At 71.1% G+C, this 26,104-nt stretch carries 24 protein-coding genes and 1 pseudogene; 11 read left to right on the top strand and 14 right to left on the bottom strand.

Going from position 1 to position 26,104, the window contains the following annotated elements:
• The first annotated feature begins 15 nt into the window (after positions 1-15).
• Positions 16-345, top strand: coding sequence for a hypothetical protein (locus ACHFIV_RS11400; RefSeq protein ID WP_398966469.1), 330 nt, complete (start codon positions 16-18; stop codon positions 343-345).
• Between the two features lie 104 nt (positions 346-449).
• Here ACHFIV_RS11400 and ACHFIV_RS11395 read toward each other — a convergent pair whose 3' ends face one another.
• Both ACHFIV_RS11395 and ACHFIV_RS11390 read right to left on the bottom strand, forming a co-directional pair.
• Positions 450-893 (bottom strand): SRPBCC family protein, encoded by a 444-nt coding sequence (locus ACHFIV_RS11395; RefSeq protein ID WP_398966466.1) that lies wholly within the window; start codon positions 891-893, stop codon positions 450-452.
• Positions 894-1,055: 162 nt separating this feature from the next.
• Entirely contained in the window at positions 1,056-1,556 is a 501-nt protein-coding gene (locus ACHFIV_RS11390; protein ID WP_398966463.1) for a cupin domain-containing protein, read from the bottom strand.
• Between the two features lie 436 nt (positions 1,557-1,992).
• Between ACHFIV_RS11390 and ACHFIV_RS11385 the strand changes: the two genes are divergently transcribed.
• Entirely contained in the window at positions 1,993-2,235 is a 243-nt protein-coding gene (locus ACHFIV_RS11385) for a GNAT family N-acetyltransferase (protein WP_398966460.1), read from the top strand.
• A gap of 132 nt (positions 2,236-2,367) precedes the next feature.
• Here ACHFIV_RS11385 and ACHFIV_RS11380 read toward each other — a convergent pair whose 3' ends face one another.
• Both ACHFIV_RS11380 and ACHFIV_RS11375 read right to left on the bottom strand, forming a co-directional pair.
• The gene (locus ACHFIV_RS11380) at positions 2,368-3,261 is read right to left on the bottom strand and encodes a Vgb family protein (RefSeq protein ID WP_398966458.1); all 894 of its coding nucleotides are present in this window, start codon (positions 3,259-3,261) and stop codon (positions 2,368-2,370) included.
• Positions 3,261-3,917 carry a CatB-related O-acetyltransferase gene (locus ACHFIV_RS11375; RefSeq protein ID WP_398966456.1) on the bottom strand — a complete coding sequence of 219 codons (657 nt, stop codon included), beginning with the start codon at positions 3,915-3,917 and terminating at the stop codon, positions 3,261-3,263. Before ACHFIV_RS11375 ends, ACHFIV_RS11380 begins: the two co-directional genes overlap by 1 nt.
• Positions 3,918-4,292: 375 nt before the next feature.
• Here ACHFIV_RS11375 and ACHFIV_RS11370 point away from each other — a divergent pair, with 375 nt between their 5' ends.
• From ACHFIV_RS11370 to ACHFIV_RS11360, 3 genes are all read left to right on the top strand, one after another.
• On the top strand, positions 4,293-5,030 hold the full coding sequence (locus ACHFIV_RS11370) for an SDR family oxidoreductase (protein WP_398966453.1): 738 nt from the start codon (positions 4,293-4,295) through the stop codon (positions 5,028-5,030).
• Positions 5,031-5,184: 154 nt separating this feature from the next.
• A complete protein-coding gene (locus ACHFIV_RS11365; RefSeq protein WP_398966451.1) occupies positions 5,185-6,042 on the top strand; it encodes a PaaX family transcriptional regulator in 858 nt (285 codons plus the stop codon).
• Positions 6,002-6,277 (top strand): hypothetical protein, encoded by a 276-nt coding sequence (locus ACHFIV_RS11360; protein ID WP_398966449.1) that lies wholly within the window; start codon positions 6,002-6,004, stop codon positions 6,275-6,277. Before ACHFIV_RS11365 ends, ACHFIV_RS11360 begins: the two co-directional genes overlap by 41 nt.
• 52 nt (positions 6,278-6,329) lie before the next feature.
• On the opposite strand, the pseudogene ACHFIV_RS11355 reads toward ACHFIV_RS11360, so the two are convergent.
• Positions 6,330-6,989 (bottom strand): annotated as a pseudogene (locus ACHFIV_RS11355) (IS5 family transposase).
• 62 nt (positions 6,990-7,051) lie between these two features.
• Positions 7,052-7,444: an SgcJ/EcaC family oxidoreductase gene (locus ACHFIV_RS11350; protein WP_398966447.1), complete on the bottom strand. Its 393-nt coding sequence runs from the start codon at positions 7,442-7,444 to the stop codon at positions 7,052-7,054.
• 169 nt (positions 7,445-7,613) lie between these two features.
• On the opposite strand from ACHFIV_RS11350, the gene ACHFIV_RS11345 reads away from it, so the two are divergent.
• The gene (locus ACHFIV_RS11345) at positions 7,614-10,892 is read left to right on the top strand and encodes an ATP-binding protein (protein WP_398966445.1); all 3,279 of its coding nucleotides are present in this window, start codon (positions 7,614-7,616) and stop codon (positions 10,890-10,892) included.
• 25 nt (positions 10,893-10,917) lie between these two features.
• On the opposite strand, the gene ACHFIV_RS11340 is transcribed toward ACHFIV_RS11345, so the two are convergent.
• From ACHFIV_RS11340 to ACHFIV_RS11330, 3 genes are all read right to left on the bottom strand, one after another.
• On the bottom strand, positions 10,918-11,775 hold the full coding sequence (locus ACHFIV_RS11340; RefSeq protein ID WP_398966442.1) for an ABC transporter permease: 858 nt from the start codon (positions 11,773-11,775) through the stop codon (positions 10,918-10,920).
• A complete protein-coding gene (locus ACHFIV_RS11335) occupies positions 11,772-12,812 on the bottom strand; it encodes an ATP-binding cassette domain-containing protein (protein ID WP_398966440.1) in 1,041 nt (346 codons plus the stop codon). The genes ACHFIV_RS11340 and ACHFIV_RS11335 overlap by 4 nt, the downstream gene beginning before the upstream one ends.
• Before the next feature lie 108 nt (positions 12,813-12,920).
• Positions 12,921-13,799 (bottom strand): shikimate dehydrogenase family protein, encoded by an 879-nt coding sequence (locus tag ACHFIV_RS11330; RefSeq protein WP_398966437.1) that lies wholly within the window; start codon positions 13,797-13,799, stop codon positions 12,921-12,923.
• Between the two features lie 137 nt (positions 13,800-13,936).
• Between ACHFIV_RS11330 and ACHFIV_RS11325 the strand changes: the two genes are divergently transcribed.
• Positions 13,937-14,695, top strand: coding sequence for a thioesterase II family protein (locus ACHFIV_RS11325; RefSeq protein ID WP_398966435.1), 759 nt, complete (start codon positions 13,937-13,939; stop codon positions 14,693-14,695).
• Positions 14,696-14,907: 212 nt separating this feature from the next.
• On the opposite strand, the gene ACHFIV_RS11320 is transcribed toward ACHFIV_RS11325, so the two are convergent.
• Complete coding sequence (locus ACHFIV_RS11320; RefSeq protein ID WP_398966434.1) at positions 14,908-15,126, bottom strand: DUF5988 family protein; 219 nt, start codon at positions 15,124-15,126, stop codon at positions 14,908-14,910.
• Positions 15,123-15,848: a 4'-phosphopantetheinyl transferase gene (locus tag ACHFIV_RS11315; RefSeq protein WP_398966431.1), complete on the bottom strand. Its 726-nt coding sequence runs from the start codon at positions 15,846-15,848 to the stop codon at positions 15,123-15,125. The genes ACHFIV_RS11320 and ACHFIV_RS11315 overlap by 4 nt, the downstream gene beginning before the upstream one ends.
• A gap of 221 nt (positions 15,849-16,069) precedes the next feature.
• Here ACHFIV_RS11315 and ACHFIV_RS11310 point away from each other — a divergent pair, with 221 nt between their 5' ends.
• Both ACHFIV_RS11310 and ACHFIV_RS11305 read left to right on the top strand, forming a co-directional pair.
• Entirely contained in the window at positions 16,070-17,140 is a 1,071-nt protein-coding gene (locus tag ACHFIV_RS11310) for a 3-dehydroquinate synthase family protein (protein WP_398966428.1), read from the top strand.
• Positions 17,137-17,571: a type II 3-dehydroquinate dehydratase gene (locus ACHFIV_RS11305; RefSeq protein WP_398966425.1), complete on the top strand. Its 435-nt coding sequence runs from the start codon at positions 17,137-17,139 to the stop codon at positions 17,569-17,571. Before ACHFIV_RS11310 ends, ACHFIV_RS11305 begins: the two co-directional genes overlap by 4 nt.
• 87 nt (positions 17,572-17,658) lie before the next feature.
• Here the strand turns inward: ACHFIV_RS11305 and ACHFIV_RS11300 are convergent, their stop codons facing one another.
• A complete protein-coding gene (locus ACHFIV_RS11300) occupies positions 17,659-18,366 on the bottom strand; it encodes a VC0807 family protein (RefSeq protein ID WP_398966422.1) in 708 nt (235 codons plus the stop codon).
• Positions 18,367-18,548: 182 nt separating this feature from the next.
• On the opposite strand from ACHFIV_RS11300, the gene ACHFIV_RS11295 reads away from it, so the two are divergent.
• Entirely contained in the window at positions 18,549-20,432 is a 1,884-nt protein-coding gene (locus ACHFIV_RS11295) for a sensor histidine kinase (protein ID WP_398966419.1), read from the top strand.
• Entirely contained in the window at positions 20,384-21,043 is a 660-nt protein-coding gene (locus ACHFIV_RS11290; protein ID WP_398966416.1) for a response regulator transcription factor, read from the top strand. Before ACHFIV_RS11295 ends, ACHFIV_RS11290 begins: the two co-directional genes overlap by 49 nt.
• A 33-nt stretch (positions 21,044-21,076) precedes the next feature.
• Here ACHFIV_RS11290 and ACHFIV_RS11285 read toward each other — a convergent pair whose 3' ends face one another.
• Positions 21,077-23,848, bottom strand: coding sequence for a helix-turn-helix transcriptional regulator (locus ACHFIV_RS11285; RefSeq protein ID WP_398966414.1), 2,772 nt, complete (start codon positions 23,846-23,848; stop codon positions 21,077-21,079).
• A gap of 875 nt (positions 23,849-24,723) precedes the next feature.
• Positions 24,724-25,911: a 3-deoxy-7-phosphoheptulonate synthase gene (locus tag ACHFIV_RS11280; protein ID WP_398966411.1), complete on the bottom strand. Its 1,188-nt coding sequence runs from the start codon at positions 25,909-25,911 to the stop codon at positions 24,724-24,726.
• Positions 25,912-26,104: the final 193 nt, after the last annotated feature.

Here is a 26,104-nt window from a genome sequence, read left to right as displayed (position 1 = left end):
GGGTATCGGGCGGAGATGTTCAGATATAGGCGCGTACGAGTCCTGACCGTCCTGATCAGCGCGTGGGTGGCGCTGACCGCCGTCGAGCGGTGGGCGGAAGACGCCCCGTGGCCGAGCGCCGTGCGGGGCGGGCTCGTGTGGGCCTGTGTGGTGGCCGGCGTGTGGTGGTTCGCCGAGTGGACCCAGTCACCGCTGCGGACGGCACGCCAGTCGGCGGCGGCACGCAGGACGCGGGACGCGGAACCTTCGGCGGCGCGCGGGACGCGGGACGCGGAACCTCACGACCGGGACGCGGACGCCCCTGCCCCCGGCCGGCCCGGCCCCTCCACGTCGTCAGGCCACTGACTGCCGCGTCCCGCGAGAACGTGACCGCCCGTGCGGCCCCAGGAGGGCCGCACGGGCGGTCACGGTTCTGCGGGGCACTCCGCTCCGCGGCGAACGGGCCGTGGTCACAGCCCCTGGGGGCGGTCGCCCGCCGCCGTGGACTCGGCCAGCTTCTGGAACTCGCCCAGGTCGTAGTTGGCCAGTGCCGAGTCGAGGTTGGTGAGGGCACCCAGGTGCTCCACGAACCCGTTCGGGTCGTACTCGATCTGCAGGGCGACCCTGCTGGAGGTGTCGTCGAGCCGGTGGAAGGTGACCACGCCCGCGTGGTGTACGCCCTCGATGGTCTTCCAGGCGATCCGGTCCTGCGGGACGACCTCGGTGAGCTCCGCGACGAAGCCCTTGTCGGCGCCCGGCAGGGACAACTGCCAGGAGAACCGGCGCTCGTCCAGCGGGTCGACCCGCTTCACGTGGCTCAGGAACTTCGGCCACTGCGTCACATCGCTCCACAGAGCCCAGGTGACGCTGACCGGCGCCTTGATGTCGACGGTTTCGACGAGGGAGGAGGACATGAGGAGAACAACCCCTTCTTTCGGTCGGTTACGCCTTGCGCTGCCGACTACCCGGTAGTCGGCGGCGCACGCATACCCCCGCGTCTTCGGCTCGCACCCGGCCGGAAGCCGGTCATGGCCCGTGGTGACCAGGTCTCACGGCCGCAGGGTCCCGCCGCGCGGTCACGAGGGTTCCAGCGCGGCGCGCCAGACCGCGCTGTCCACGTAGTGGTTGTCGAAGCGCTGCGCGGACTCGGCCATCTCCTTGGCGTCCGCCTCCCCCCGCATCACGCGGCCCAGCAGGCGCAGGTATTCGAAGCGGTCCATGTGGCGGTCGAACACGAACATGACGTCCGCCGTGGACCCGGGAGCCGCGGCGAAGGCGTGCGGGGTGTGGGGCGGAACGGCCAGGAAGTCGCCCTTCCGCAGGGTGGTCACCTCGTCGCCCACGAGCACGCGAAGGGCTCCGTCGAGCACGAAGAACAGTTCTGTCGCCCTGGTGTGGAAGTGGGCCGGTGCCCCCACCGCTCCCTCGGCGAATGTGGACCGGTAGCTCGTGAAGCCGTCGTCCGTGTGGGCCGCTTCGCCGAGCAGACGCATCGTGCTGCTCGGGTCGACGCAGGTCTCCGCGTCGGCGTACCGGGTGAGTACCGGAGGGAACGGGGTGGTCGTGTTCTCGGTCATGTCATGAGCCTACGACCGAGAAGGCCCCCTTCCGAGAGCCATTCGGACACCGGAACACTGGGCCAATTCCGGTGCGGTGAAGGGTAGATGGGGGACGACCGCTACAGGCCTGCGGTCGTCCCTGACGGCGCGTACGCGCCGGTCACACGGACCTGTGCCCCGGTCCGGCAGCGCTGCGGTCGACGTGTCCCGCGCGGACGTCCGTCCCCGGGTCGCGCGCCTCCCTGCCCGCCGGCCTGCGGACACCGTCGGGATCGACTTCACCGTGCGCCAGGGGGTGCCAACAGCTCCTGGCTGTCCCCGGGTTGTGCCTGATTCGCGTCCAGGAGACCGGTGCGGCTGCCGGCATGGTCACCATCGACTCGATCATCCGCGGCCGGTACCAGGGGGCGTCCCTCGGCTATGCGGCTTTCGCTCCGTCAGCGGGCCGGGGCACATGACGGAAGGGGTCACCGCCGCACTCCGGCACGCCTTCGACGACCTGCGGCTCCATCGGCTGGAGGCAGGCATCCAGCCGGCGAACAAGGCCTCCCTGGCCCTGGCCCAGCGCCTGGGCTTCCGTCACGAAGGTCTGGCGCCCGCCTACCTCTACATCGACGGGGCCTGGCGCGACCACGAGCGTTGGTCCATCACCGCGCCGTCCCCGTGGACGCCCGATCCCTCACTCCCCGAGGCGTAGACGCCACGCGGCCCGGGAATTGCCCCGCCGGTTCCGCCGGCCCCCGTCATCCCCCCTCCCGGGGACGGTTCCGGCCGGGCCGTCGCCCCGGCCGCTCGATGACGGGGGCGGCCCCTCCGGAGCGCGGCTCGGTCAGCCGGCCCCGGGACCAGGCGTGACACGGGCGAGCGCGCCGGTCTCCAACGCCGTCCAGATGGCACCGTCCGGGCCCAGGGTGATTCCGTGCGGCTCCGAGCCCGGGGTGGGGAGGCTCCGGAGCACGAAGGTCCCGTCGGAGGCCATCGTGCCGACGCGGTTGGCTCCCCACTCGGTGAACCACGGGGTGCCGTCGGCGTCGGTGGTGACGGCGTGCGGCCGGGCGGAACGGTCGGGCAACGGGTACTCGGTGATCCGGCCGTCCGCGTCCAGGCTGCCGATCTGGCCGGCGGCGATCTCTGTGAACCAGACCCGCCCGTCCTGGCCGACGGCGATGCCCACCGGTGCGGCGGCCTCGGTGGGCAGGTCGTGGACCGTGATGCGGCCGTCCATGTCCACTCTGCCGATGGCGCCGGCCTGGTTCATGGTGAACCACATGGCGTCCCGCCCGGCGGCGATCGCGGAGGGGAACGCGCCGGCGCGAGGCAGGGGGAACTCCGTGACCTCCCCGTCGGTGGTGAGGCGTCCGATGCGGTCCGACGCGGTCTCGGTGAACCACAGGGCGCCGTCGGGCCCGGTGGCGATGCCGAAGGGACCGCACTCCGGGGTCGGCACCGCGAACTCCGTCACCCGGCCGTCCGTGGTGATCCGGCCGATCCGGTGCGCGCGGTACTCGGTGAACCACAGCGCGCCGTCCGGCCCGTTCGTGATGACCGTCGGCCCGGTGTCCGCACCGAGCCGGTGACCGGTCGGCTCCCGCCCGGGGGTCATACGGCCGATCCTGCCGCTGTGCACCATGGTGAACCAGAGCGCACCGTCCGGGCCCGTCGTGACCGCGTACGGGCCGTCACCGGGGCCGCACACCACGTGTTCCTCGATCGCCTGTGCCATCAGCGCCCACGCTCCGGACCGTTGGCAACGGCGATCCGCTCGATCTCCAGCGGGGAACCCGCCATGATGGTCCGGGCGTGCGCGGTCACCAGCTCCACGGGCCAGTCCCACCAGGCCGCCCGCACGAGCCGCTCGACGTCGTCGTCGTCGCAGCGCCGGCGGATCGTCCTGGCGGGGTTGCCGCCGACGACGGTGTACGGCGGCACATCGGCGGTGACGACGGCCCCGGTGGCGATGATGGCACCGTCGCCGATCCTCACCCCCGGCATCATGGTGGCCCCGTAGCCGAACCACACGTCGTTGCCGACCACGGTGTCACCCCGGCCGGCCATACCGGTGACGATGTCGAGGGTCTGCTCGGCCCAGTCCCCGCCGAACATGGTGAAGGGGAAGGTGGACACCCCCATCGACGGATGCTCCGCACCCGCCATCAGGAACCGGGTGCCGGTGGCGATCGCGCAGTACTTGCCTATGACCAGCCGCTCCGCGCCGTACGCGTACAACACGTTGCGCCGGGCGAAGGCGGTGGCACCGTCAGGGTCGTCGTAGTAGGTGAAATCACCCACCTCGATGCTATTGCCGTCCACCAGCGGCTTGAGGAAGACGACCCGTTCGTGGGCGGACAGCGGATGGACGGTGGTGGGGTCGGGTGCCATGCGGGATGCCTTCCGTGAGGTCATCGGTCTCCATGCCCGAACACCCGCCGGGGAGGCCGGGCCGCGTCGGGGCGTGCGTGACCGCCGGGTGTGCCCGACAGCCATGTACCGGGTGGCATTCCCGAACCTCCGGAGGCGCGGGGGCTGGGCACGGGGGTCAGATTAGCGAACACGGCCCTGGGCCCCCGCGGTCGTCAGGCCAGGAAACCGCCGACTCCGGGGCGTCGTCCCGGTCCACGTGCCCGACGCCGCCGCACGCCGTCCGCAGCCGCTACGGCCACCGGCGCGGAGCGTGTGCGGTCACGCGACGGGCGTGCTTCAGTGGACCGGGAACTGCACCAGGGACGAGCACGTCCTCCGGCGGAAGGGCCTGGCATGAAGTTCGCTGTGATCGGCGGCACGGGGCTGATCGGCTCGAAGGTCGTGAGGGAGCTGGACGCCGGTGGACATGAGGCGATCCCCCACTCCACGTCGACGGGTGTGGACGTCGTCACCGGCGAGGGTGTGGAGAACGCAGTGGCCGGCGCCGACGTCATCGTCAACCTGACGAACTCGCCGACCTTCGACGAGGCCTCACCGGTCTTCTTCCGCCGGTCGATGGACAATCTGCTGGACGCCGGCCGCAAGGCGGGGGCACGCCACTTCGTCGTACTGTCGATCGTCGGCGTGGATCAGGTGCCGGAACTCGACTACTACCGCGCCAAGACCCTCCAGGAAGAAGCACTCGTGGCGGGTCCGATTCCGTACTCGATCGTCCGCGCCACCCAGTTCATGGAATTCGTCGACTCGATCCTCAGCTGGACGGCCGACGGCGACACCGTCCGGCTGCCCACCACCCCCCTCCAGCCGATCGCTGCCCAGGACGTCGCCGAGGCGGTCGCCCAAGCCGCCGCGGCCGGTCCCCTCCAGGGCGTCCACAACATCGCGGGGCCCGAGGTGTTCCCCCTCGACGAGCTCGGCAGGATCACTCTGGCGACCCGTTCGGACAGTCGTACGGTCATCACCGACGAGACCGCCGGCATGTTCTCCGTCGTTCGCGGAGACGTCCTCACGGGAAGGGACGACGCCTCGCTCGCCCCCACCCGCTACGCGGACTGGCTGGCGTCGCCCTAGCGGGTGTCGTCACCCGGCCGGCGGACAGCAGCGCGCGACCACGTCGGGCCCACCCGCCCCGGCCGGGGCCGGCGCACCCCGGGCGGGCCCTGCACGCGATCACCTAAGCTGAGGACTTCGTGAACGGCTCTGCTGTGGGGACAGTGATGCGGACATGACGGCGCCCGCCCGGTCGGGGACCCCGGCTGCGGCGAGCCGCGACACCCGCCACGGACCGCTGATCACGACCCTCTTCGGTCTGTACGCACGAGGCGAGGCGAACTGGCTCTCGGTCGCAGCCCTCGTGCGGCTCATGTCCGACCTCGGTGTGGAGGCACCCGCCGTACGGTCCTCGGTGTCACGCATGAAGCGCCGTGGGACGCTGAACAGCGTGCGCCAGGAGGGCCGCGCGGGGTACTCCCTGGCCGACTCGGCACTGGGCACACTCGCCGAAGGGGACGTACGCATCTTCGAGCGTGTCCGCGCCACCGTCGACGACGGCTGGGTCCTCGTCGTGTTCTCCGTCCCGGAGACGGAGCGGGAGAAGCGGCACGAGCTCCGCACGTGCCTGACCCGGCTGGGCTTCGGCAACACCGCTCCCGGGGTCTGGATCGCCCCGGGAAACCTGGCCGCGGAGGCACGACGAACCCTCGAACGCCGTGGGCTCTCCGGCTACGCGGACCTCTTCTGTGGCCGGCACCTCGCGTTCGGCGATCTCCGGTCCAAGGTCAGTGCCTGGTGGGACCTGGACGAACTCACCCGCATGTACACCGACTTCCTTGACCGGCATGCCTGCCTCGCCGACCCCTCCTCCTGGGCCCGTGCCACTCCGAGGGAAGCCTTCCGGGCCTACGTCCCCATGCTCACCGAGTGGCGCCGCCTGCCTTATCGCGATCCCGGCATCCCCCTCGCGCTGCTTCCGTCCGGCTGGAAGGGAAGCACCGCGGGCGCGCTCTTCGGTGAACTGGACGGCATCCTGAAGGAGCGGGCACGTGAGCACGCCCTCGACGTCATCCACCGGGGCGTGCGGTGAGAGGCCCGTGCCGCCGGGCCCCTGGTACCTCTCGGCGGCCGACGTGGACACCGAGGACGCCACTCACCCGGGGAAGCAGGAGCGCGGCATGGTGCGGAGCTGGGCGCGGGACGTCGACGGATACCTGGCGGAGGTGCCGGAGGAGCGAAGGGACGCCCTGAGCGGACTGCGCGGTCTGTGCCGTGCGGAACTGGAGGGCTTCGACGAGGTCATGGCCTACGGCATGCCCGTGTAGGAGCGCGACGGGGTCGCGGAGATCGCGTTCGCCGAAGGAGTTGTCCGGGCGATCACGTGCGGAGCCAGATGACCAGGGCCGCTGTGGTTGCGGTGCCGAGGAAGACGTAGCCGCGCTCGTCATGACGGGTGGCGACGGCCCGGGACTGCTTGAGCTTGTTGATCGCCCGTTCGACGGTGTTGCGCTTCTTGTACCGTTCCTCGTCGAAGCCGGGCGGCCGTCCGCCGTGTGATCCTTTGCGCAGGCGGGCGGCCTGGCTGCCGGTCTTCTCCGGGATGGTGTGCCGGATGCCCCGGCGGCGCAGGTACTGCCGGCACGGGCCGTTGCTGTAGACCTTGTCCGCGGCGAACTGTCGGGCTTCGTGCGCGGTCTGCCCGGCCCTATGCGAGGGACGCGGATTTCCTCCAGTACCGGCTCGAACTGAGTGCAGTGCGCCCGCTGCCCCGGCGTGACGACCAGGGACAGCGGGCGGCAGCGGCCGTCCGCGCTCAGGTGCAGCTTGCTGGTGCACCCGCCGCGAGAGCGGCCCAGGCCCTCACCTCCAGCACCACCTCCACCAGGTGGGCGAGCAGGCTCTGCCGTGGGGGATCGGCCTGAGCCCGGTCCGCACGCGGTGGAGAATCCCGTCGATCACCTGCCGGTGATCCCGCCAGCGGCCACAACGCCCGTTATCCACCGGCAGAAACGGCCACAGCCGCTCCGCATCTGCCAGAACCCCGCGTCATGCCCAGGACAACGATCCGAACATGGGCCAGTCACGCGGTCGCTCGGGTTCTATTCGACCCGGACTTCGGTGTTCTGGCATGCGTGCAGCAGCCACCTCCCGTCGTCCTGCTTGGTCATGACGTAGAGCGGAGCGCCTTCCGTTTCGCCCTCTGGCGAGTGGTAGACCTGCCGAACCTTGACGGCCGCCACGTCGGGCCGCAGGAATTGCGTGTGCACTGCCTCGTAGGTGATCTCACCGTCCCAGCTGGCTGCGGGCAGCACGGCCCAGGTGAACTCGGCGATCGCGTCGAAGCCGATCAGGACCTTGCCGTGGCCGGTCGTCCAGAGGGCGTCGGGGTGGAAGAGTGCGAGGAACCCCTCGACGTCTTTGGCGCGCTGAGCTCGTTCGACACTGGTGACGACCTGTTCGATTGCCTTGATATCTGCGGTTTCGGTATCCATGCAGATCACTCTGCGACCTCAAGTCGACTTGAGGTCAAGGCCCAGCCGCGAGATCGCCCGGACAGGTCCTAGTCGCTGCGCCGGTCCGCAGGTGAGCGGAGTCGGTGTCCGGAGAGGCCGGCTCCGGCCCTCGCACACCACCGGCGGACGTATCCGGGAGAATGCACGTGTGCGTTACCAGATTCTCGGCCCCGCCCGTGCCTTTCGCGAGGACGGAACCCCCGTCGCCGTCGGCGGGGCCCGGCTGCGCGCGCTTCTCACCGCCCTCGCCCTGCGGCCGGGGCACAGCATCCCCGTGGCGGTCCTCGTGGACGCCGTGTGGGTGGACACGCACCCCGCCGACGCGGCCGGCGCACTTCACGCGCTGGTGGGCAGGCTGAGGAGGGCGCTCGGCCCGGGGGCGGTGACGTCGGCCGACGGTGGGTACGCGCTGCGCGCCGCACCGCCCGACGTCGACGCCCACCGTTTCGAGCAGTTGGCCCGTGAGGGCACCCGCGCGCTGGCCGCGGAGGACCCCGCCGGCGCCCTCGTGCTCCTCGACGAAGCCCTCGCGCTGTGGCCGGGCGGGCCCGCGCTCGCCGACCTGCCCGACCACAGCGCCGAGGCCGGCCGGCTGGCCACCCGGCTGCTCGCTGCCCGCCGGGAGAGGCTCGGCGCGCTGCTGGCGCTCGGCCGTGCCGAGGAGGCGTCGCCCGAGCTCATGACCCTGTGCGACGAGAACCCGCTCGACGAACCCCTGCAGGCCCTGCGGCTGCGCGCGCTGCGGGCAGGCGGCCGTACGGCTGAGGCACTCGATGCGTACGAGACGGTGCGCCGTGACCTGGCCGACCGCCTGGGCACCGATCCGGGCGAGGAACTGCGGCTCCTCCACGCCGAGTTGCTCGCTCCGGCCGGCCGGGAGGTGTCTACCGTGGAGCCCGTGAGGGCCGGGGGGAGGCTTCGGGCGCGCCTCACCAGTTTCGTCGGGCGGCAGGACGACATCGCGTCCATCGGGGCCGACCTCACGCACGCACGGCTGGTCACCCTGCTCGGGCCCGGCGGTGCCGGCAAGACCCGTCTCTCGATGGAGGCGGCCGAGGCGGCCGACACCGGACGGCGCTGGCCGGACGGTGTGTGGCTCGTGGAACTCGCGCCCGTCGACGACCCGTCCACCCTGCCCGAGGTGGTGCTCACCGCTCTGGGCGCCCGGCAGACGGTACTGCCGGGCGCGAAGACCGAGGAGCTCCGTGCCGTCGACCGCGGCAGCGGGGACGCACCGCTGGTCCGGCTGACCGAGCACTGCGGCGGTCGCGAGATGCTGTTGCTGCTCGACAACTGCGAGCACGTCGTGGACGCGGCGGCCCGGCTCACCGAGGAGGTACTGGCCCGGTGCCCCGGGGTGACCGTCCTGGCCACGAGCCGCGAACCACTCGGGGTGCCTGGTGAAGTGCTGCACCCGGTGGAGCCGCTGCCCGGCCCGATGGCCCTTCGGCTCTTCACCGAACGCGGTACCGCCGCGCGTCCCGGCTTCCGCGCGGCGGACGATCCGGAGGCCGCCGCGGAGATCTGCCGCCGGCTCGACGGACTGCCCCTGGCCATCGAACTCGCCGCCGCCCGGCTGCGGATACTCACCCCCCGGCAGATCGCGGACCGGCTCGACGACCGGTTCCTGCTCCTGACCGGCGGGGCCAGGACCGTGCTGCCCCGGCAGCAGACGTTGCGGGCGGTGGTCGACTGGTCCTGGGACCTGCTCGGCGCCGAAGAGCGCACGACCCTGTGCGCGCTGTCCGTGTTCGCGGGTGACTGCGACCTGCCGGCCGTCGAGGCGGTCTGCGGGCCGGACGCCCTCGGTCAGCTCGGCTCCCTCGTCGACAAGTCACTGGTCGTGGCGACAGCGCCGACCGCCTCGGGGACGGGCATGCGCTACCGGTTGCTCGAGACGATCGGCGAATACGCCGCCGAGCGGCTGGACGAGACGGGGGAACGGGCCGAGGTGGAGCGCCGCCACCTCGTCCACTTCAGGGAACTGGCCCGTCGCACCGATCCGTTGCTGCGTGGGCGCGCACAGCGGAGGGCGGTCGCGGTCTTCCAGAACGAGTACGAGAACCTACGGGCCGCACTGCGCCGGGCGGTGGCCGCCGAGGACGAGCACGAGGCGCTCTGCCTGGTCCACGCACTCGCCTGGTACTGGCAGATCCGTGACCTGCGGGCCGACGCCAGGCACTGGTCCAAAGCCGTGGGGGAGCTCGGCCCCGACCCGTTCGCCGCCCCGGTGGTGCCCGCCGGGCCGCTGTACGAGCGGTGCAACGACGCCCCGCCGCCGATGCATGCGGAGGTGCTCGTCGAGGCGCGGCGCGGCGTCCGGCTCATCCATCTCGCCTCCATGAGCCACGAACTCGACCAGTGGACCACGCCCGAGGCTGTGGAGTACTGCGGCCGGATCGTCGAGGTCTACCGGCCGGGCGTGCCGCAGGCCTGCCGTACTCCGGGGGTTCTGTGGATCCACGCGGTGATGCTGACCGGCGATCCGGGCCGCGTGCTGGAGCTCGTCGATCAGGCCGTCGCAACCTGCCGCTCACTGGGCGACGACTGGGACCTGGCCTCCGCCCTCCAGCTGCGGGCGAACATGCTGGCCAACCGGGGCGACAAGGCCGGTGAGGCGGCCCGGGACGCCGATGAGAGCCTGGCGCTGTTCACCCGGCTCGGTGATTCCTGGGGTGCGGCGGAGGCACTGTCCGTCCGGGGCGAGTCCCATGAGCGGATCGGTGACCACGCCCGTGCGGCGGAGGACTTCCGCGCCGCTGTGGGGCACGCGCAGCAACTGGGCGCCCTCTCCCAGGCCGCCGTGCTGAAGACCCGGCTGGCCGGCGTCATGACGGAGCCGGAGCAGGGCGCCGAGGCCGAGGCGCTGCTGCGGGAGGTCCTCGCCGAGGCCGACCGGCACAGTCACATGGTCGAGCCCGCCGCCCGGATGACTCTGGCCGTCCTGCTGAACCGGACCGGTCGCACCGACGAGGCGCGCGTCGAACTGGAGCGGCTGCTCGGCACTTTCAGGTACTCCAGCCTCGCGGTGTTCGAAGGCCTCGTCCACGGACTGCTGGCATGGACGGCGAACCTGGACGGCCGTCACGCCGACGCGCTGGGTCGTGCCCGGGAGGCCCTGGCCCGGGCTCGCGACCCGCTGGGCACGCTGGTCGCTCCGCAGATGCCGGCGGTCCACCTGATGACCATGGCCCGCGCGCTGGCCGGGCTGGGCGGCGCCGAACGGGTCGCGAACGCCGCGCGCCTGCTGGGGGCGGCCGACGCCCTGCTGCCGCCCGGGTACTCCCCCGCCGCGCAGGAACGCACGTCGCACGAGGACGCCGAGGCGGCGGTCCGTGCCGGCCTGACGGACGCCGCCTACCAGGTGCTGTACGCCGAAGGGAGGTGCCTCACCGTGGATGAGGCAGCCTCCTTGGCGACCGTCTGACCCGCCCCGCTCGCCCCGGAAGGGGTCAGGTCTTGCGGCGGAACTTGGCGACGGCGAGCGGTGCGGTGATCAGGGTGATGGCCGCCGCCCAGGCCAGGGTCATGCCGGCGGAGTGGGCGACCGGCCCGCCACTGATCAGGCCGCGTGCGGCGTCCGCGAGGTTGGACAGCGGGTTGTAGTCGGTGAACGACTGCAGCCAGCCCGGCATCGAGGACGGCGGGGCGAAGATGGAGCTTCCGAACTGCAGCGGCATCAGCACGAGCATCGCCATGCCCTGGACGGTCTGCGTGGTCTTCATCGTGAGCCCCAGCAGGATGAAGATCCACATCAGTGAGGAGCCGAACACGGCGGACAGGCCAACGGATGCCAGGAGTCCGAACACCGAGGTCTTGATCTCCAGCCCGAGCGCGAAGCCCACGCCCAGCAGGATCACGATGGCGATGAGCATCCGGCCCACTTCCACCACGATCTTCGCGATGAGCACGGAGGACCGGGCGATCGGCATCGTCCGGAACCGGTCCATGACGCCCTTGCGGAAGTCGTCGTTGACGCCGCTGCCGACCGCCATGGCGATGTTCATCCCCAGCATCGCCATGAGGCCGGGCACCACGTAGTTGACGTAGGCGTCGCTGTCGCCCCCCAGTGCCTGCCCGACCGATCCGCCGAAGACGAACACGAAGAGCAGGGTGAAGATGACCGGCATCAGCACGACGTCGAACATGGACTCGGGGTCCTGTTTGATCTGCATGACGTTGCGCCGCGTGAGGGCACCGATGTGCCGGAGGTTGGCCCGCAGGCCGATCCGGCTCCGGTCGTCGGGACCGTGCCCCGGACGAGAGGGCGGAGTGGTGGACGACGTACGGGACAGCGTCGCTGTGGTCATGCCGCGACCCCTTCGGGAACGGTGTCGGACTTCCGGTCGGCGGGCTCGCCGGCCGGGGCGGAGGTGGACTTCTGGCCGGTGATGGCCAGGAACACCTCGTCCAGGCTCGGCAGGTGGGTGCCGATCTGCGCGATGCCGAAGCCCTGTGCGCCCAGCAAGGTGATCACCTTGGTCAGGTGCTCGTCGTCGAGGATCGGCACGTACAGCAGGGAGTCCTCGGGCGAGGAGTGCGCGCCTGACACCGGGTCGAGTCCGGACTCCGTGACCGCCCGCTTCATGGCGGAGAGCCGCGCCGGTTCGGACGGCTTGATCCTGAGCGTCCGGCCGCCGACCTTGGCCTTCAGCTCGTCCACCCCGCCGGTGGCGACGACCTTGCCGCGGTCGATGACCGCCAGCTCGCTCGCGAGTTGTTCGGCCTCCTCCATGTACTGGGTGGTGAGCAGCACGGTGACGCCCTCGCCCACCATCCGCTGGACCTCGGCCCACACCTCGTTGCGCGTGCGGGGATCGAGGCCGGTGGTCGGCTCGTCCAGGTAGAGGACCGCGGGCTGCCCGATCATGGATGCCGCCAGGTCCAGCCGTCGCCGCATCCCGCCGGAGTACTGCATGGCGGGCCGCCTGGCGGCTTCGGTGAGGGAGAACCGCTCGAGCATCTCCTCGGAGCGGCGCCTGGCGTCCTTACGGGACAGGTCCAGCAGCCGCCCGATCATGTAGAGGTTCTCCCACCCGGACAACTTCTCGTCCACCGAGGCGTACTGCCCGGTCAGCCCGATGATGCGGCGCAGCCGGCGGGGATCCTCCACCACGTCGCACCCGGCGACCAGCGCGGTGCCGGCATCGGGCCGCTCCAGCGTGGACAGGCAGCGGACCAGCGTCGTCTTACCCGCGCCGTTGGGGCCGAGAACTCCGAGGACGGTGCCTTCGGGGACATCGAGATCGACGCCGTCCAGTGCTCTGGTCCCGCCGTAGTGCTTCACCAGTCCCCGCACCCGGATGGCGGGCGGGCCGGCGTCGGGGGTGTTGTCGAGTTGCGTCATGCCGCCATGGGACCAGGCTCGTCCGACATCCGTCCGACACGATTCCGACAGGCGGCCGGAGGGGCCCCGCCAGGGGCGTCGCAGCGGGCGAGGGGCCGGCCGGCGGCCTCACCGGGCCGGCCCCTCGCCCGTGCGCGGGGTGGCGGTTCGTCCGGCCGGCGCCTCGTCGAGCCGGAAGAAGGCCCGGTAGAGGTCGAGTTGGTGGTCGAGCATGTGGGCTCCGTGAAGGACGGGATGGCCCAGCGCGGCGGCGGCCTTCAGCAGCGCGGTCTCCCTCGGCTTCATGATCACGTCCGCCACGACGCAGCGCGGGGAGAGGGCGTGCAGGGGGAACGGGCGCGGATCATCGGCCCGCATGCCGAGCGGGGTGGCGTTGACCACGATGTCCGCGTCTCCGAGCGCGGGTGTCACCTCGCCCGCCGCCCGGCCGGGCCAGTGTTCCTCCAGGCGCGCCAGAAGGCCGTGGAGCCTGGCCGTGTCCGGATCGCAGAGCGTCAGCCGCGCGGCGCCGGCCGCCAGCAGAGCGGCGCCTATCGCGCTGCCCGCGCCACCGGCACCCATCACGACGATCCGCTTGCCCTCCGGGAGATGGCCGACTGCCACCAGTCCGCGGACGAACCCGATTCCGTCGAAGTTCTCGCCCCGCCAGCGTCCGTCCGGCTCGCGGCGCAGCGCGTTGACGGCTCCGGCCGCCGCGGCGGCCGGGCTCACCTCGTCCGCGAGTTCCAGGGCCGTCGCCTTGTGCGGGATGGTGACGAGGAGGCCGTCCAGGTTCTTCAGCCGCGTGAGGCCGTGGAAGACCGCGGCGAAGCCGTCCGGTTCCACGTGCGCGGGGATCAGCACCGCGTCGTGGCCGAGGCGGGCGAGGAGGGGGTTCAGGAGCGACGGTGCCCGGACCTGTCCGACGGGGTCCCCGAGGACGGCGAAGAGGCGCGTGCTTCCTGAGATCCGCGTCGGTGCGCAGAGGTCGGGGGCTTCGGGTTCCATTTCTCGCCTTCTGTGAGGTCGGTCCACCCCTAGCCGGAAGGTTAGGGGTTGTGCGCGGTCGCCGGCGGCGGGAAGGGTGGCGGAGGCATTCGGCCGGGCGGGATCTCGCTCCGGCCCGTGACTCGAAAGGATGTCAGGTGACCGCGCATCTCACCGACCCCAGCCTGTGGATCCGGCGGTTCCACCCCTCCGAGAACGCCAGGGCCAGGCTTGTGTGCCTCCCGCACGCCGGGGGGTCCGCGCCGTTCTACTTCCCTGTCTCCAAGGCACTGTCGCCCGAGATCGATGTGCTCTCCGTGCAGTATCCGGGGCGGCAGGACCGGCGCGCCGAGCCGTGCATCGAGAACCTGCCGGACCTGGCCGCAGCGGTGGCCGATCAGGTGCTCGCGTGGGCGGACCGGCCCCTGGCGCTGTTCGGGCACAGCATGGGGGCCACACTCGGCTTCGAGGTCGCACTGCGGCTGGAGCAGAAGGGCGTGATGCCGCTCGTACTGTTCGCGTCCGGACGGCGGGCTCCCTGCCGCCACCGGGAGGAGTCCGTTCATCTCCGTGACGACGACGGGATGATCGAGGAGCTGCGGTCACTCAACGGCACCGGAGCCCAGGTCTTCGGGGACGAGGAGCTGATGCGCATGGTGCTGCCCGCGATCCGCAGCGACTACAGAGCGGCGGAGACCTACCGGTACACCGACGGACCGCGCCTCGCGGCCCCTGTCCACGCGCACACGGGCACCGATGACCCCAAGGCGAGCGTGGACGAGGTGAGCTCGTGGGCCGAGCACACCGAGGGCGGGTTCGAACTGCACACCTACTCCGGTGGGCACTTCTACCTCAACGACCACGCGCCGCAGGTCATCGCCTCGGTCTCCCGGACGATGTCGTCGCTGCTGCCCTGACGGCGCGGCCGGGACGGGCGTGGCTCCCGTTCCGGCCCGCGTCCGCGAGCGGGGGCACGTGCGAGCACGTCCCCGCCGTCGGCCCCCACGGCGTGCGGGTACCGCCGCCCGTGCCCGCCTCGCGGACGCACTCCTCGGAAGGTGACGGTCCGGGGGCTGAGCGGTGGGCCCGGCCCCTGGGGGCGGACGCCGCCACCGGTCGGTCCCGGCTCCTACTCGGCGAACTGCGTGGCCCCGGTCCAGGTGAAGACCCGCAGCGGGACGCCTCCGTGCATCTCGCTCTCCGCCGTGGGCTCGAAGTGCTCGTACCGGTTGCCCCGGGGCAGCTTCAACTTCTCGTCCAGCTGCTCGACGTAACAAATGCGCTGGTCTTCCGACAGATAGGGGGAAGGCCCACCCCGGAGAATGACATTGGGCTCGACGATGCTCATGCGGTATGTACTCCTCGGCTGCTGTCATGATTGCGGTCAGGGTTTTCGTCAGGGGATCCCCCCACGGCCGGCACAGCGATTGCTGTGACCACAAGCCCGTTCCCGGCGATCCAACGGCCGGTGAATCCCCTGGGGGCATTATGAATACCGCGGACACCTTGCGGTAGGATTCGGGCGGAAAACGTTCCGTCCACCGGATCGATCTCGATGACGGCGTCTTCGAACTCAAGCGGCCTGCGGGTGATCGGGAACCAGGTCTTGTACACGCTTTCCTTGGCACTGAAAAGCATTCTGTCCCAGCACACACCGGGGAAGCGGACAAGGAGTTCCTTGGTCCTCGCCTCTTCCTGGGGCAGCGCCACCGCCTCGAGGACGCCCTCCGGCAGGGGCTGGTCGGGCTCCGCGTCGATGCCGACCGAGGCGATCTCCGCAGACCGGGCGACCACCGCTGCCCGGTAGCCGCGGCAGTGGGTGATGCTCCCGCGCACCTGTCCGGGCCAGAGGGGTTCTCCTCTTTTCCCCGAGAGGATGGGGCGGTCGCGCGGGAAGCCGAGGCGTGCGAGCGCCATATGGGCACAATGACGTCCCGTGGTGAATTCGCGGCGTCGCGATTCCACGGAATCGCGGACCAGCGCCTCCTCCTCGGGCAGAAGGGTGACCCCTGGCGGGTCCGTGAACACTTCGTGCGAAGCGACTTCCGCCGCGAGCAACTGCTCAATCATCGCCTTCACCGATTCCAGGCCGGTGGTTCGACAACCACTGGGAAGGATTTTGTGAAGAGTATTTCGCCACCATCGGGGGCGACACCCCTATGTTCGATCTCTCACCCCTATTCGCATACCGGACCCCCTGTATTCATGCGAACCTGGGCCACGGGCGCGGAGCGCGGTTCATGCTTCGGCCGTGGCGGCCCGCGCGCGGACGCACTACGAGGAGCGAGGACATGCCCCAGGAATACCGGCGGATCGAGGTGCCACTCGGTGCGCGGTCGTACTCCGTGCGGATCGGCCCCGGTGTGCGCCACACGCTGCCCGAGGTGGTGGCCGGGCTCGGCGCGGCCCGGGTCGTCATCGTGTCCGCGCGGCCCCGGGACTGGGTGCCGGATCCGGGTGTGCCGGCGCTGACGCTGGAGGCGAAGGACGGCGAGGACGACAAGACTCTGTCGACGGTGGAGGAACTGTGCCGCCGGTTCGCCGAGTTCGGGCTGACCAGGACGGACGCGGTGGTCTCCTGCGGAGGCGGGACGACCACCGACTCGGTCGGTCTGGCGGCGGCGCTCTACCACCGCGGGGTCCCTGTGATCCATCTGCCGACCTCGCTGCTGGCCCAGGTGGACGCGAGCGTCGGCGGGAAGACCGCGGTGAACCTCCCGCAGGGGAAGAACCTGGTCGGGGCGTACTGGCAGCCGAAGGCCGTGCTCTGCGACACCGACTACCTGGAGACCCTGCCGCCCCGGGAGTGGCTGAACGGCTACGGCGAGATCGCCAGGTGCCACTTCATCGGAGCGGGAGACCTGCGCGGCCTGTCCACGCACGAGCAGATCGCCGCGAGTGTGGCCCTGAAGGCGTCCGTCGTCGCCGCCGACGAACGGGACGCGGGGATGCGGCACATCCTCAACTACGGCCACACGCTGGGTCATGCCGTTGAGCGGGCGACCGGCTACGCCGTCCGGCACGGCGAGGGCGTCGCCATCGGAACCGTGTTCGCCGGACGGCTGGCCGGAGCCCTGGGCCGGATCGACGCGGCGCGGGCCGCGGAGCACCACGCGGTCGTGGCGAGCTACTCCCTGCCTACCGCGCTGCCGCCCGGACTGGCCCCCGACGTCCTCATCGCCCTGATGAGGCTGGACAAGAAGGCCACCACCGGCCTGTCGTTCGTCCTGGACGGACCGCGGGGGCCGGAGTTGGTGCACGACGTCCCGGAGCACGAAGTGGCCGGAGTGCTCGCCGCCATGGGAGCCGCCGCCCCCCGGGACCATCGCACATCCACCGCCGACACGAAGGGTGCGTCATGAGCACACTGCTACTTCTCAATGGGCCCAACCTGGGCATCCTCGGACGCCGCGAACCGGAGGTCTACGGGAAGGCGACCCTGGCCGACATCGAGCGCTCCGTGGCCGACGAGGTGCGGGCGCGGGGCTGGGACGTGGTCTCCGTCCAGCGTGAATCCGAGGGCGAGCTGATCCATGCGGTCCAGGACCACTACGACTCGGTGGGCGCGATCGTCAATCCCGGCGCGCTGATGATCGCGGGGTGGAGTCTGCGGGACGCCCTGGCCAGCTACCCCCGGCCGTGGATAGAGGTGCACCTCTCCAACGTCTGGGCCCGTGAGCAGTTCCGCCACGAGTCGGTCATGGCGCCCCTCGCCTCGGGGGTCGTCGTCGGCATGGGCGCGCTCGGCTACCAGCTGGCGGCACGGGCCCTGCTGACACTGACCCAGGAGTGAGTGACCCGCCCGGGCGGAGGGCCCTCGGCCCCCGGGGGGAAGGGGCCGGTGCCTCTCGTACGCCCGGGCGGGGGCAGGGGGACCCGGTCAGCCCTCGGAGGGCCGGCCGAGACGGGCCGAAAGGCGCTTGGCGTAGGTCTTGCTGAACTGCACGATCAGGATGAGCAGCACCGTCAGCAGACCGGCGCCCAGGAGCGGGACGCTGTCGACGGGCAGGGTGTACGCCATGACCACCCGGGCCACCGCGTCGATCATGAAGGCCGTACCCCAGGCGACGGTCAGTACCCGCATGGCCCGGCGGAACTCGGGGACCTCGTCCCAGTCCCTGCGCCAGGCAGCGGCGGTGGCCTCCGGCAGCAGGGGCATGGTCGCCTGGTAGATGAAGGGCCGTGAGGCCAGCAGCGTACTGAGCATCCAGAGCCCGACCAGGGCTGTCAGATAGCTCTCCCTGGCCAGGACCAGGCGGGGGTCTCCCGTCAGCAGCGAGACCAGTGTGGCGCTGAGCATGATGCTCAGGGAGAAAAGGGTGGGCCGCTCGACCCGGCGGTCCTTGACCGCCCTGTAGACCAGCCGCAGCAGAGGCAGGGCACTGCTGAGCACGAGTGCGAGCCACTGGTTCACACCCGTCAGCCGGAGCCCGTAGAAGAGCAGGAGCGGCAGGGCGATGTCCAGAGCAGCCGCCTCGACGAGCACGGTCCGTGGGTTGCGCCCCGTCCGTTCCGGCTGCCTGACGTCGTCCGGAAGCGTGGCGGGTTCCGGTTCCGGCCCTTCCTTTACCTGTGGTGCCGGCTTCATGACGGCCTCCTCTCCTTGCTGCTCTGCTTCCGGTCCTGCCGTTGTGTTCCCGAATGACGCTACGCACCGCCGGGGTCCCGCGGAATGCAGTCGGGAGCACAGTCGGGGTGCAGAAAACTGCACCTGCCGCCGGGTGTGCCCGCATGTCAGACTGTTGATCACACGAGCCGCCGGGAGGTGCGATGAGTAACGGAGCACTGCCTCGTGGCACTTCGTGGCGGCTGCTCTTCGTCGCCCCGTTCCGCGGGTTGGCGCTGGCCGGTCTCGGAGCGGTCGGTGTGCTGCTCGTCGTACCGATGGCCGTGGCCCTGCTGTCCGGCGCGGTCAGGACGCTGCTGCGCCTGCGCCGGCTGCCCGGGCTGCGCCGCCGGCTGGCGGCCTCCTGGTCGCGGGTGGAGATCTCGGATCCGTACGTCCCCCACTCCTCTCAGGCCCGGGCCAGGGAGGGCGGACTGTACCGCTACGGCCGGCGCCTGTACGCCTCCGGGCGTACGGCCGGGCGCAAGCGCGCCGCCCACAGGATCACCCGGGATCCGGCGACCGCGCGGGACCTGCTGTGGCTCCTGCTGGACCCGTTCGTCGGGGTCCCGGTGGCCGTACTGCCCGCGACCCTGATCGCTGCCGGTCTGGCGGGGCTCACCTCGCCCCTGTGGGCGGCGGGGCCCGGCTCCGCGGGAGCGGCCGGGCTCGGTCTGGCCTCGGTGTCGGCCGGGCTCGCGTCGGGGCCGCCGGCGATCCGGCTGCACGGGTACTGGACGCGACTGCTCCTGGACGGTGGCGGCGCACCTGCGCCGGGCGGCAGGACGTGGTGGGTGCGGTTGTGGCGGCGGGTGCAGACAGTGGGAGCGGCCTGCCTGCTGTGCGCACTGGCGGTGTGCGGGGCGGTACTCGCTCCGCTCCAGCTGATCGCCGCGGTCTGCTCCCTGGTCTTCGGGCTCGTGCCCGTCTTCGCCCAGGTGGTGCTGGCGAGCCGCAAGCTGGTGAACCTGTGGCGGGAGCTGCTGCGCAACGGCGGTCTGGCGGACATCGCGGAGCCCTACAGGCGACCGCCCCCGGGCCCTGTCCAGGGTGCCGACGGGCACTACGCCTACGGCCGTACGCTGCACCCCGGCCCCCTGCTGCCGACGTGGCTGGCGACCCGCCGGTGGGTTCTCACCGACCCCGCGACCTGGCGCGACCTCCTGTGGCTGCTGACCAATCCGGTCGTGACGGCGGTCCTCCTGCTCGGGCCGATGGCGTCGGTCCTCGTCATCGGGACCCGGTGGTCCGGCCCGGCCGGCCTCGCGGCGGCCCTGCTCGCGGCGGGGGCCGTCCTGTGGGGCGCCCCGTACGCGCTTCGGATCCAGGCGCGCTGGTGCGCACTGCTGCTGGCCCCCACGGAGCGGTCCGTACTCGCCCGGCGCGTGCAGCAGCTGACCACGACGCGGGCGGAGGCGACGGGTGTCCAGGCGGCGGAGCTTCTGAGGATCGAACGCGATCTCCACGACGGCGCACAGACCCGGCTCGTCGCCATCGGCATGAGCCTGCGCGCCATCGAGCACCGCCTCGGCAGTGATCAGCCCGAGCTCCGGGCGATGGCCGCCGAGGCGCGGGAGAACTCGTCCGCCGCGCTTCGCGAACTACGCGGTCTGGTACGGGGCGTGCACCCGCCGGTCCTCGCCGAGCGAGGGCTCGTCGACGCCGTCCGCACGCTGGCACTCGCGCATCCGCTGGCGGTGGAGGTGACCGCCGACCTCCAGGGGCGGGCCCAGGTGCCGGTGGCCGCCTGCGCGTACTTCTCCGTGAGCGAGGCGCTCACCAACAGTGCGAAACACTCCGGCGCCCGGCGCGTCCTGATCGACCTCCGCCACCGGGCGGGGGCACTGCGCATCACGGTGACCGACGACGGATGCGGCGGCGCCGATCCCTCTCGCGGCAGCGGGATCCGCGGTATCCAGCGGCGGCTGGCCGCTTTCGACGGACTGCTCGACGTGGCCTCGCCTCCCGGCGGCCCGACCACTTTGACGATGGAGCTCCCGTGCGTGTTGTCCTCGGCGAGGACCAGTACCTCCTCAGGAAAGGACTGACCCATCTGCTGGAGGACCACGGCTTCGAGCTCGCCGCCGTGGTCGAGACCGGCCCCGATCTGCTCAGCGCCCTCCTCCGGCACCGGCCGGACGTGGCCCTGGTCGACGTGCGGCTGCCGCCGACCTTCACGGACGAGGGCCTCCAGGCGGCCCTGACCGCCCGCCGGGCGGTCCCCGGGCTTCCCGTACTGGTGCTGTCGCAGCACGTGGAGCAGTTGTACGCACGGGAGTTGCTCGCGGACGGCCGGGGCGGAATCGGCTATCTCCTGAAGGACCGCGTGTTCGACGACGACACGTTCATCGACTCGGTGCGCCGCGTTGCTTCCGGCGGTACGGCCATGGACCCTGAGGTGATCAGTCAGCTGTTCCGGTCCGTGGGGCCGGCACAGGCACAGCCGCTGTCAGCCCTGACAGCCCGCGAGAGGGAGGTCCTGGCGCTCATGGCGGAGGGCAGGACGAACGCGGCCATCTCGGAGCGGATGTCACTCAGCGACAGTGCCGTGAGCAAGCACGCGGCCAGCATCTTCGCCAAGCTGGAGCTGGTGCAGTCCACCAGTGACAACAGGCGAGTGCTGGCCGTGATCGCGTACCTCAACAGCTCACGTACGTAGGGGGAGGTGAACGGGGCGGTGTGGTGCCGGAGGTCAGCAGGCCGGGCTGGCGACGTGGTACTCGAGTTCCACGGGCAGGTCCGTCCTGCGCTTGACCCGCAACTTCCGGAAGACCTTGGTGAGGTGCTGCTCCACCGTGCTCACAGTGATGTGCAGCTTGCTGGAGATCTCGCGGTTCGTGTAGCCGAGCGAGGCCAGCGCCGCGACCCGGCGCTCGGAGAGTGTCAGCACGTCCGCGGCCGACGCGGCCTCGTCCACCGGGCGGGACCAGGAGTCGGGCTGCCCCGGGTGCAGCATCATCGGCTCCTCCGGGCAGGCGAGGGCGGAATCCTGCATCCGCTGCATCCCTCCCTCCTTGGCGAGCCGCCCCGCCCGGCGCGAGATCATCTGTGCCTTGCCGAACTCCCCCATGCCCTCGTGCGCGCAGCTGAGGTCGAAGAGCGCCTGGGTGAGGGTCAGCCGGTCACCGCTCGCCTGGAGTATCTCGACGGACTCCTTCAGGAGGCTCAGCCGGCCACGGTGGCTCGCCGTGCCCGCCAGGACGCGCAGGGACGCGCCGTACGTCCGCGAGGCACGCGAACCGATCTGTGCTATCTGCTCCTTGGTGAGCGCGCGCGCCTGCTCGGCGTCGCCGAGCCGGAGGAGCACCTGGGCGGCGTCGGTACGCCACGGCACGAACGTGGGGGAATCGAGCTGCCACAACGTCATCAGCTCACCGCAGTAGCTGAAGTCGGCGAGGGCGGCCTGCAGCCGGTCGGTCGCCAGGTAGTAGTGGCCCCGGGCGCGCAGGTACATCAGTCCGTACCGTGTCTGGAACATGGCCGCGGGTACCGCCTCGCGCAGGTATCTGCGGGCGCTCTCGAAGTCGCCCCGGGCGGTGACGGCCTGGAGGAGGGTGCCCAGGGTGGCCCCGACGCCGACACCCCAGCCCCCCACGCCGATCATCGTCAGCGCCTTGACCGCGTAGTGCTCGGCCTGCACCAGGTCGCCCTCCCGCAGGGCGATCTCGGCCCGCAGCCCGGACAGGGCCGCCTGCCAGGTCACCACGCCACGGGCGTCGGCCTCGGCGAGCAGCGCGTCACACCAGCGCTCCGCCAGGATCGGCTGCTCCGCGTAGATGAGCGTCTGGAGGGCCGAGCAGACGGACTCGACCATCTCGTCGCTCAACTGGCTGCTCTGCAGGATCTGTTCGGCCACTCTGACGCACCGTTCGTCCCCGCCCGTGGTCTCCCCGAGGACGGAGCTGAGCACGGCGGAGGCCTGTGCCTGCTGACCCGGCGGCGTGGTCGCCTTGTCGAAGAGGTGGCTGTCCACGCGAGGGCTGTGCTGGATGAACTGCGGGTAGGCGTGTCTGAGCAGGTTGTGCACTCCCGTCAGGACGGCACTCGGCGCTTCGTTCGGCGAGGGTCTGATGCGGGACAGGTGGGTGATGAGCTCCGTGGCCTCCTGGACGCGCCCGTGCCACATCAGCACACGCAGCAGGTAGGCCGTCTGCTCCACGTCGAGGTGGCCTTCACGCTGCGCCTCGAAGAGCGGTGTCAGATGACGGACCGCGCCCTCGGGGTCGCTGCGCCACTTGGTCTGGACGAGCAGCATCCGCAGCAGGGCTCGCTGCCGCTCACCGGTGCAGACCGAGAGCGCGAACTCGATGTACCGGATCGCCGGTTCCTCGTCGTCGGCGGCCAGCGACTCCTCCGCGGCCCGCTGCAGTACCGCGACGGCCCAGTCCGCACTCACGTGCTTCGCCGCCACCAGGTGGTCCGCGACGTCGGTGACGCTGCCTCCGGAGTCGCTCAGCAACTGTGCTGCTCGCGTGTGGAGTTCGGCCAGCATCTGCGGGGCGAGGTCGTCGTAGACCGCCGCGCGTGTCAGCCGGTGCCGGAAGCGGCCGTCGTGGATGATCCCCAGCGTCTGCAGGGACTGCAGAAGCCGGCGGAGTGCCTCCGGACCCCGGCCGAGGAACTCCGCGATCCGGTGCGTCGAGCCGGTGGCGTCCAGTACGGCCAGGCCCCTGGCGGCTTCGAGCTCGTCCGGGCCGCTGCGGCGCAGGCAGGTCAGGACGGCCTGCCTGAAACTCTCGCCGAGCGAGGAGCAGCCCGCCCGGCCCGGTAGTTCCCCCGCCTCGGAGTGGTCCTCGATGAGGGCTCTCACCAGCAGCCGGTTGCCGCCGGTCATCCGGTGCGCCTCGACGGCGTGCCGGGCCGCACCGTGGCCGAGGTGCTGCGAGCACATCTCGCTGACGCCGTCCGGCGTGAGAGGTGCCAGCCGGACCCGGTGGAACTGCGTCTGCCGGACCAGCTCGATACGGAAGGCAGGGTGCACCGACCAGTCACCCGACGACTCGGCGAGTACGAGCAGGATGCGCGACGATCTCAGGCGGTTGACCAGACGCATCACGCAGTCCATGGACGGTTCGTCCGCGTGGTGCACGTCGTCCACGACGACGACCAGCGGCGCCTGTTCGGAGAGGTCGAGCAGCGTGGCAGCCGCTGTGCGGGAGACCTCTGACGTCCCGCCCGAGCCGAGGAGCTCCGTCACCTGTTCCGCGTGCCCCGGCAGGCAGTCGAGCAACTGGCGCAGCACGGCGAAGGGAACGCCGCGGTCGGCTCTCGTCGCGGTCGCGTTGAGAAGCAGGGCACCCTCGTCGGAGCACTGGTCGGCGAACGCGCGGAGTAGCTCGGTCTTGCCACTTGCCACCGCCCCGCTGACAAGTCCTATCTTTCCATGCCCCTTGAAAGTGGCGGTCAGAAGATTCCTGAGCAGTTGGACGTCATGCTCACGTTCAACAAGTGCCACTGGCACCATCATCCCCCATTGTGACCATTTTCGTGACATCGAGGAGCGGTGGCTGCGTCACCAAAGGCTCAAAACCGCGCCTTACCCCGCGACCACCCCGCCCGGTTCGGCCGCCGCTCGACGCCACACCGGCTATAGCCAGGGACTAAAAACAGTCGCTGGAATCCCTCTCCAATTGGAACACTAGCTCCACCCCCCTCCCCCTGCAAACCCCTACTCAAAGCACACAACGACCCTTTGCGCGGGTTCCGCTTCGCACCCCCACAAGCCGATGCCTCCCACCTGGCGTTCCGTCAAATCGCAGGCCGGAACCTCAAGTTAGGCTCAAATGCCCACCTCTGGGCCTCCAGGGCCCCCCTCTTTCCGGCCCCACCGGGCATAGGGGTAGGACGCACGCGGCATAGGGGATCGGCCTCCGCATCCGTCGGCGCCCCCAACGGAGCGCGGGCACGGCCTGTTGCTGGATCCGTACGCAAGTGCGACAACCTTCATGGCTCAGACCAAGGCACTCGCCGGACGGCCGCGCATTCACGGCGCCCGGCGGGAGGTCATACAGCGACCCGCTTCGATGGCGATATCTCTCCCTTCGGCCCGCCGGAACGGCCGAGGGGCCGCCGTGGGGCCGGAGAGGGCCCGCACCGGAGTGACCGCGAAGCCGGCCGGCGGCGCCCGGCGCCCGCAGACGGCGACGGCACACCCGGCTCACCAGGGGGAAGTCGGAGCGGGGCGGGGTGGGGGCCCAGCGCCCCGCGACCCCGCCCGCCAGGCGGCCCGCCCGCGCCCGCCCGGTCGGCGGACCGACCCGGCGCCATTGGTTGAGCCAATGTAAGTGAGCCGGGAATCCCTGGCACGGACGCCTGACGGAGACTTTCAGTTCCGGAAAATCAGCTACGGAGCATCTCTGCCATCAGAAAGGCCAACTCCATAGATTGTTGTTCATTCAACCGAGGTTCGCATTCCGGTCCGAATCCGCCGAGCGGTTTCGTGTCGGACTTATCCTGTGCGCCCGTAGTTTCGAAATGTATCCCACCAGGATGGGTCCCCAGCGCACGATGTACGTCGATGTAACCCCGCACCTCGTCCACCACCCGCGGGAGGGAACACGCGGCGCTGTCGGCCGACGGCCCGTGGGGGTAGCCGTGCATCGGGTCGCAGCTCCACACCACCTGGTGACCTGACGCCGTCACCTTTTCGACGACGGGCGGGAGTACGTCACGGACCCGGTCGCTGCCCATCCGGCACATCAGAGTGACCCGGCCCGGCCGTACGTACGGGTCGAGTCTCCGCACGTACTCCACGGCCTCCTCGGGTGCCGTCGCCGGACCGATCGTGAGGCAGACCGGATTGGCCAGCAGTCCGGCCTGGGCCAGGTGCCCTTCGTCCGGCTGCCCGGCCCGCTCACCGATGCGGAACTGGTGCGCGGACAGGGCCCAGAGGCACGGCTCGTCGCCGGAGGCCTCCCGGAGCAGGTGCGGCATCCTGAGGCCCGGCAGCGGCTCGTGGCTCGCGAACACCTTCGTGGTCCGCAGTGGACGGTCGTCGACGCCCCAGGCGGCCATGAATCCCAGACCGCGGTCGATCTCGGCGGAGAGCGCCTCGAATCGGCTGCCCCCTTCGGCGTCACGCACCCACTCCCTGTTCCAGCCCTGTACGTGACGCACGTCGGCGATACCGCTCTCGCCGCTCACCGCTCGGATCATGTTCATCGTCACCGCCGCCTCCGCGTGCGCCCGGGCCGGGCCGGCGGAGCCGGGACCGGTGTGCCGGGCGGCCAGCCGGGCGATCTTGACCACGGGCACCCTGGCGGCGTGGGTCAGGATCACCGACATCTGCAGCAGGGTGCGGACGAGGCCTCCCACGCGCGGGCCGCTGAACGGCTCCGCGCAGGTGCTCCCCTGGAGGACGAACGCTTCTCCGCGTGCGGCCGCCGCCATGAGGTGGCCGAGGTCGTCGACCTCGGCCGGCAGGACGAGGGGGGCCTGGCCGGCGAGCGTCGTACTCGCCCCGTGCGGCCGGATCAGCGGCGTGGCGCCCGGTCCGGGGCCGAGCAGGTCGGACGGCTCGTTCGTCATGGTCCCTCGCGTCTTCGGGGCACTGGGGGGTCTGCACGGTGGCCGTCGGGCCGCCGGACGCCGAACGGTCCGCGTCGGCGGCATCCGGTCCCGTTCGGCTGGTGCGGGACGGGGTGGAGGCGGCATGCCGGCGCTGTGGGGGCAGGGCCGGGCGGCAGTCGGGGACGTACGCGAGCGGCGGCTGCCCGACCCG

The organism is Streptomyces sp. ALB3 (genome assembly GCF_044385685.1).
GTDB lineage: Bacteria > Actinomycetota > Actinomycetes > Streptomycetales > Streptomycetaceae > Streptomyces.
Note: the sequence above shows the minus strand (reverse complement) of the source record. Positions and strands in the feature narration are given on the sequence as shown.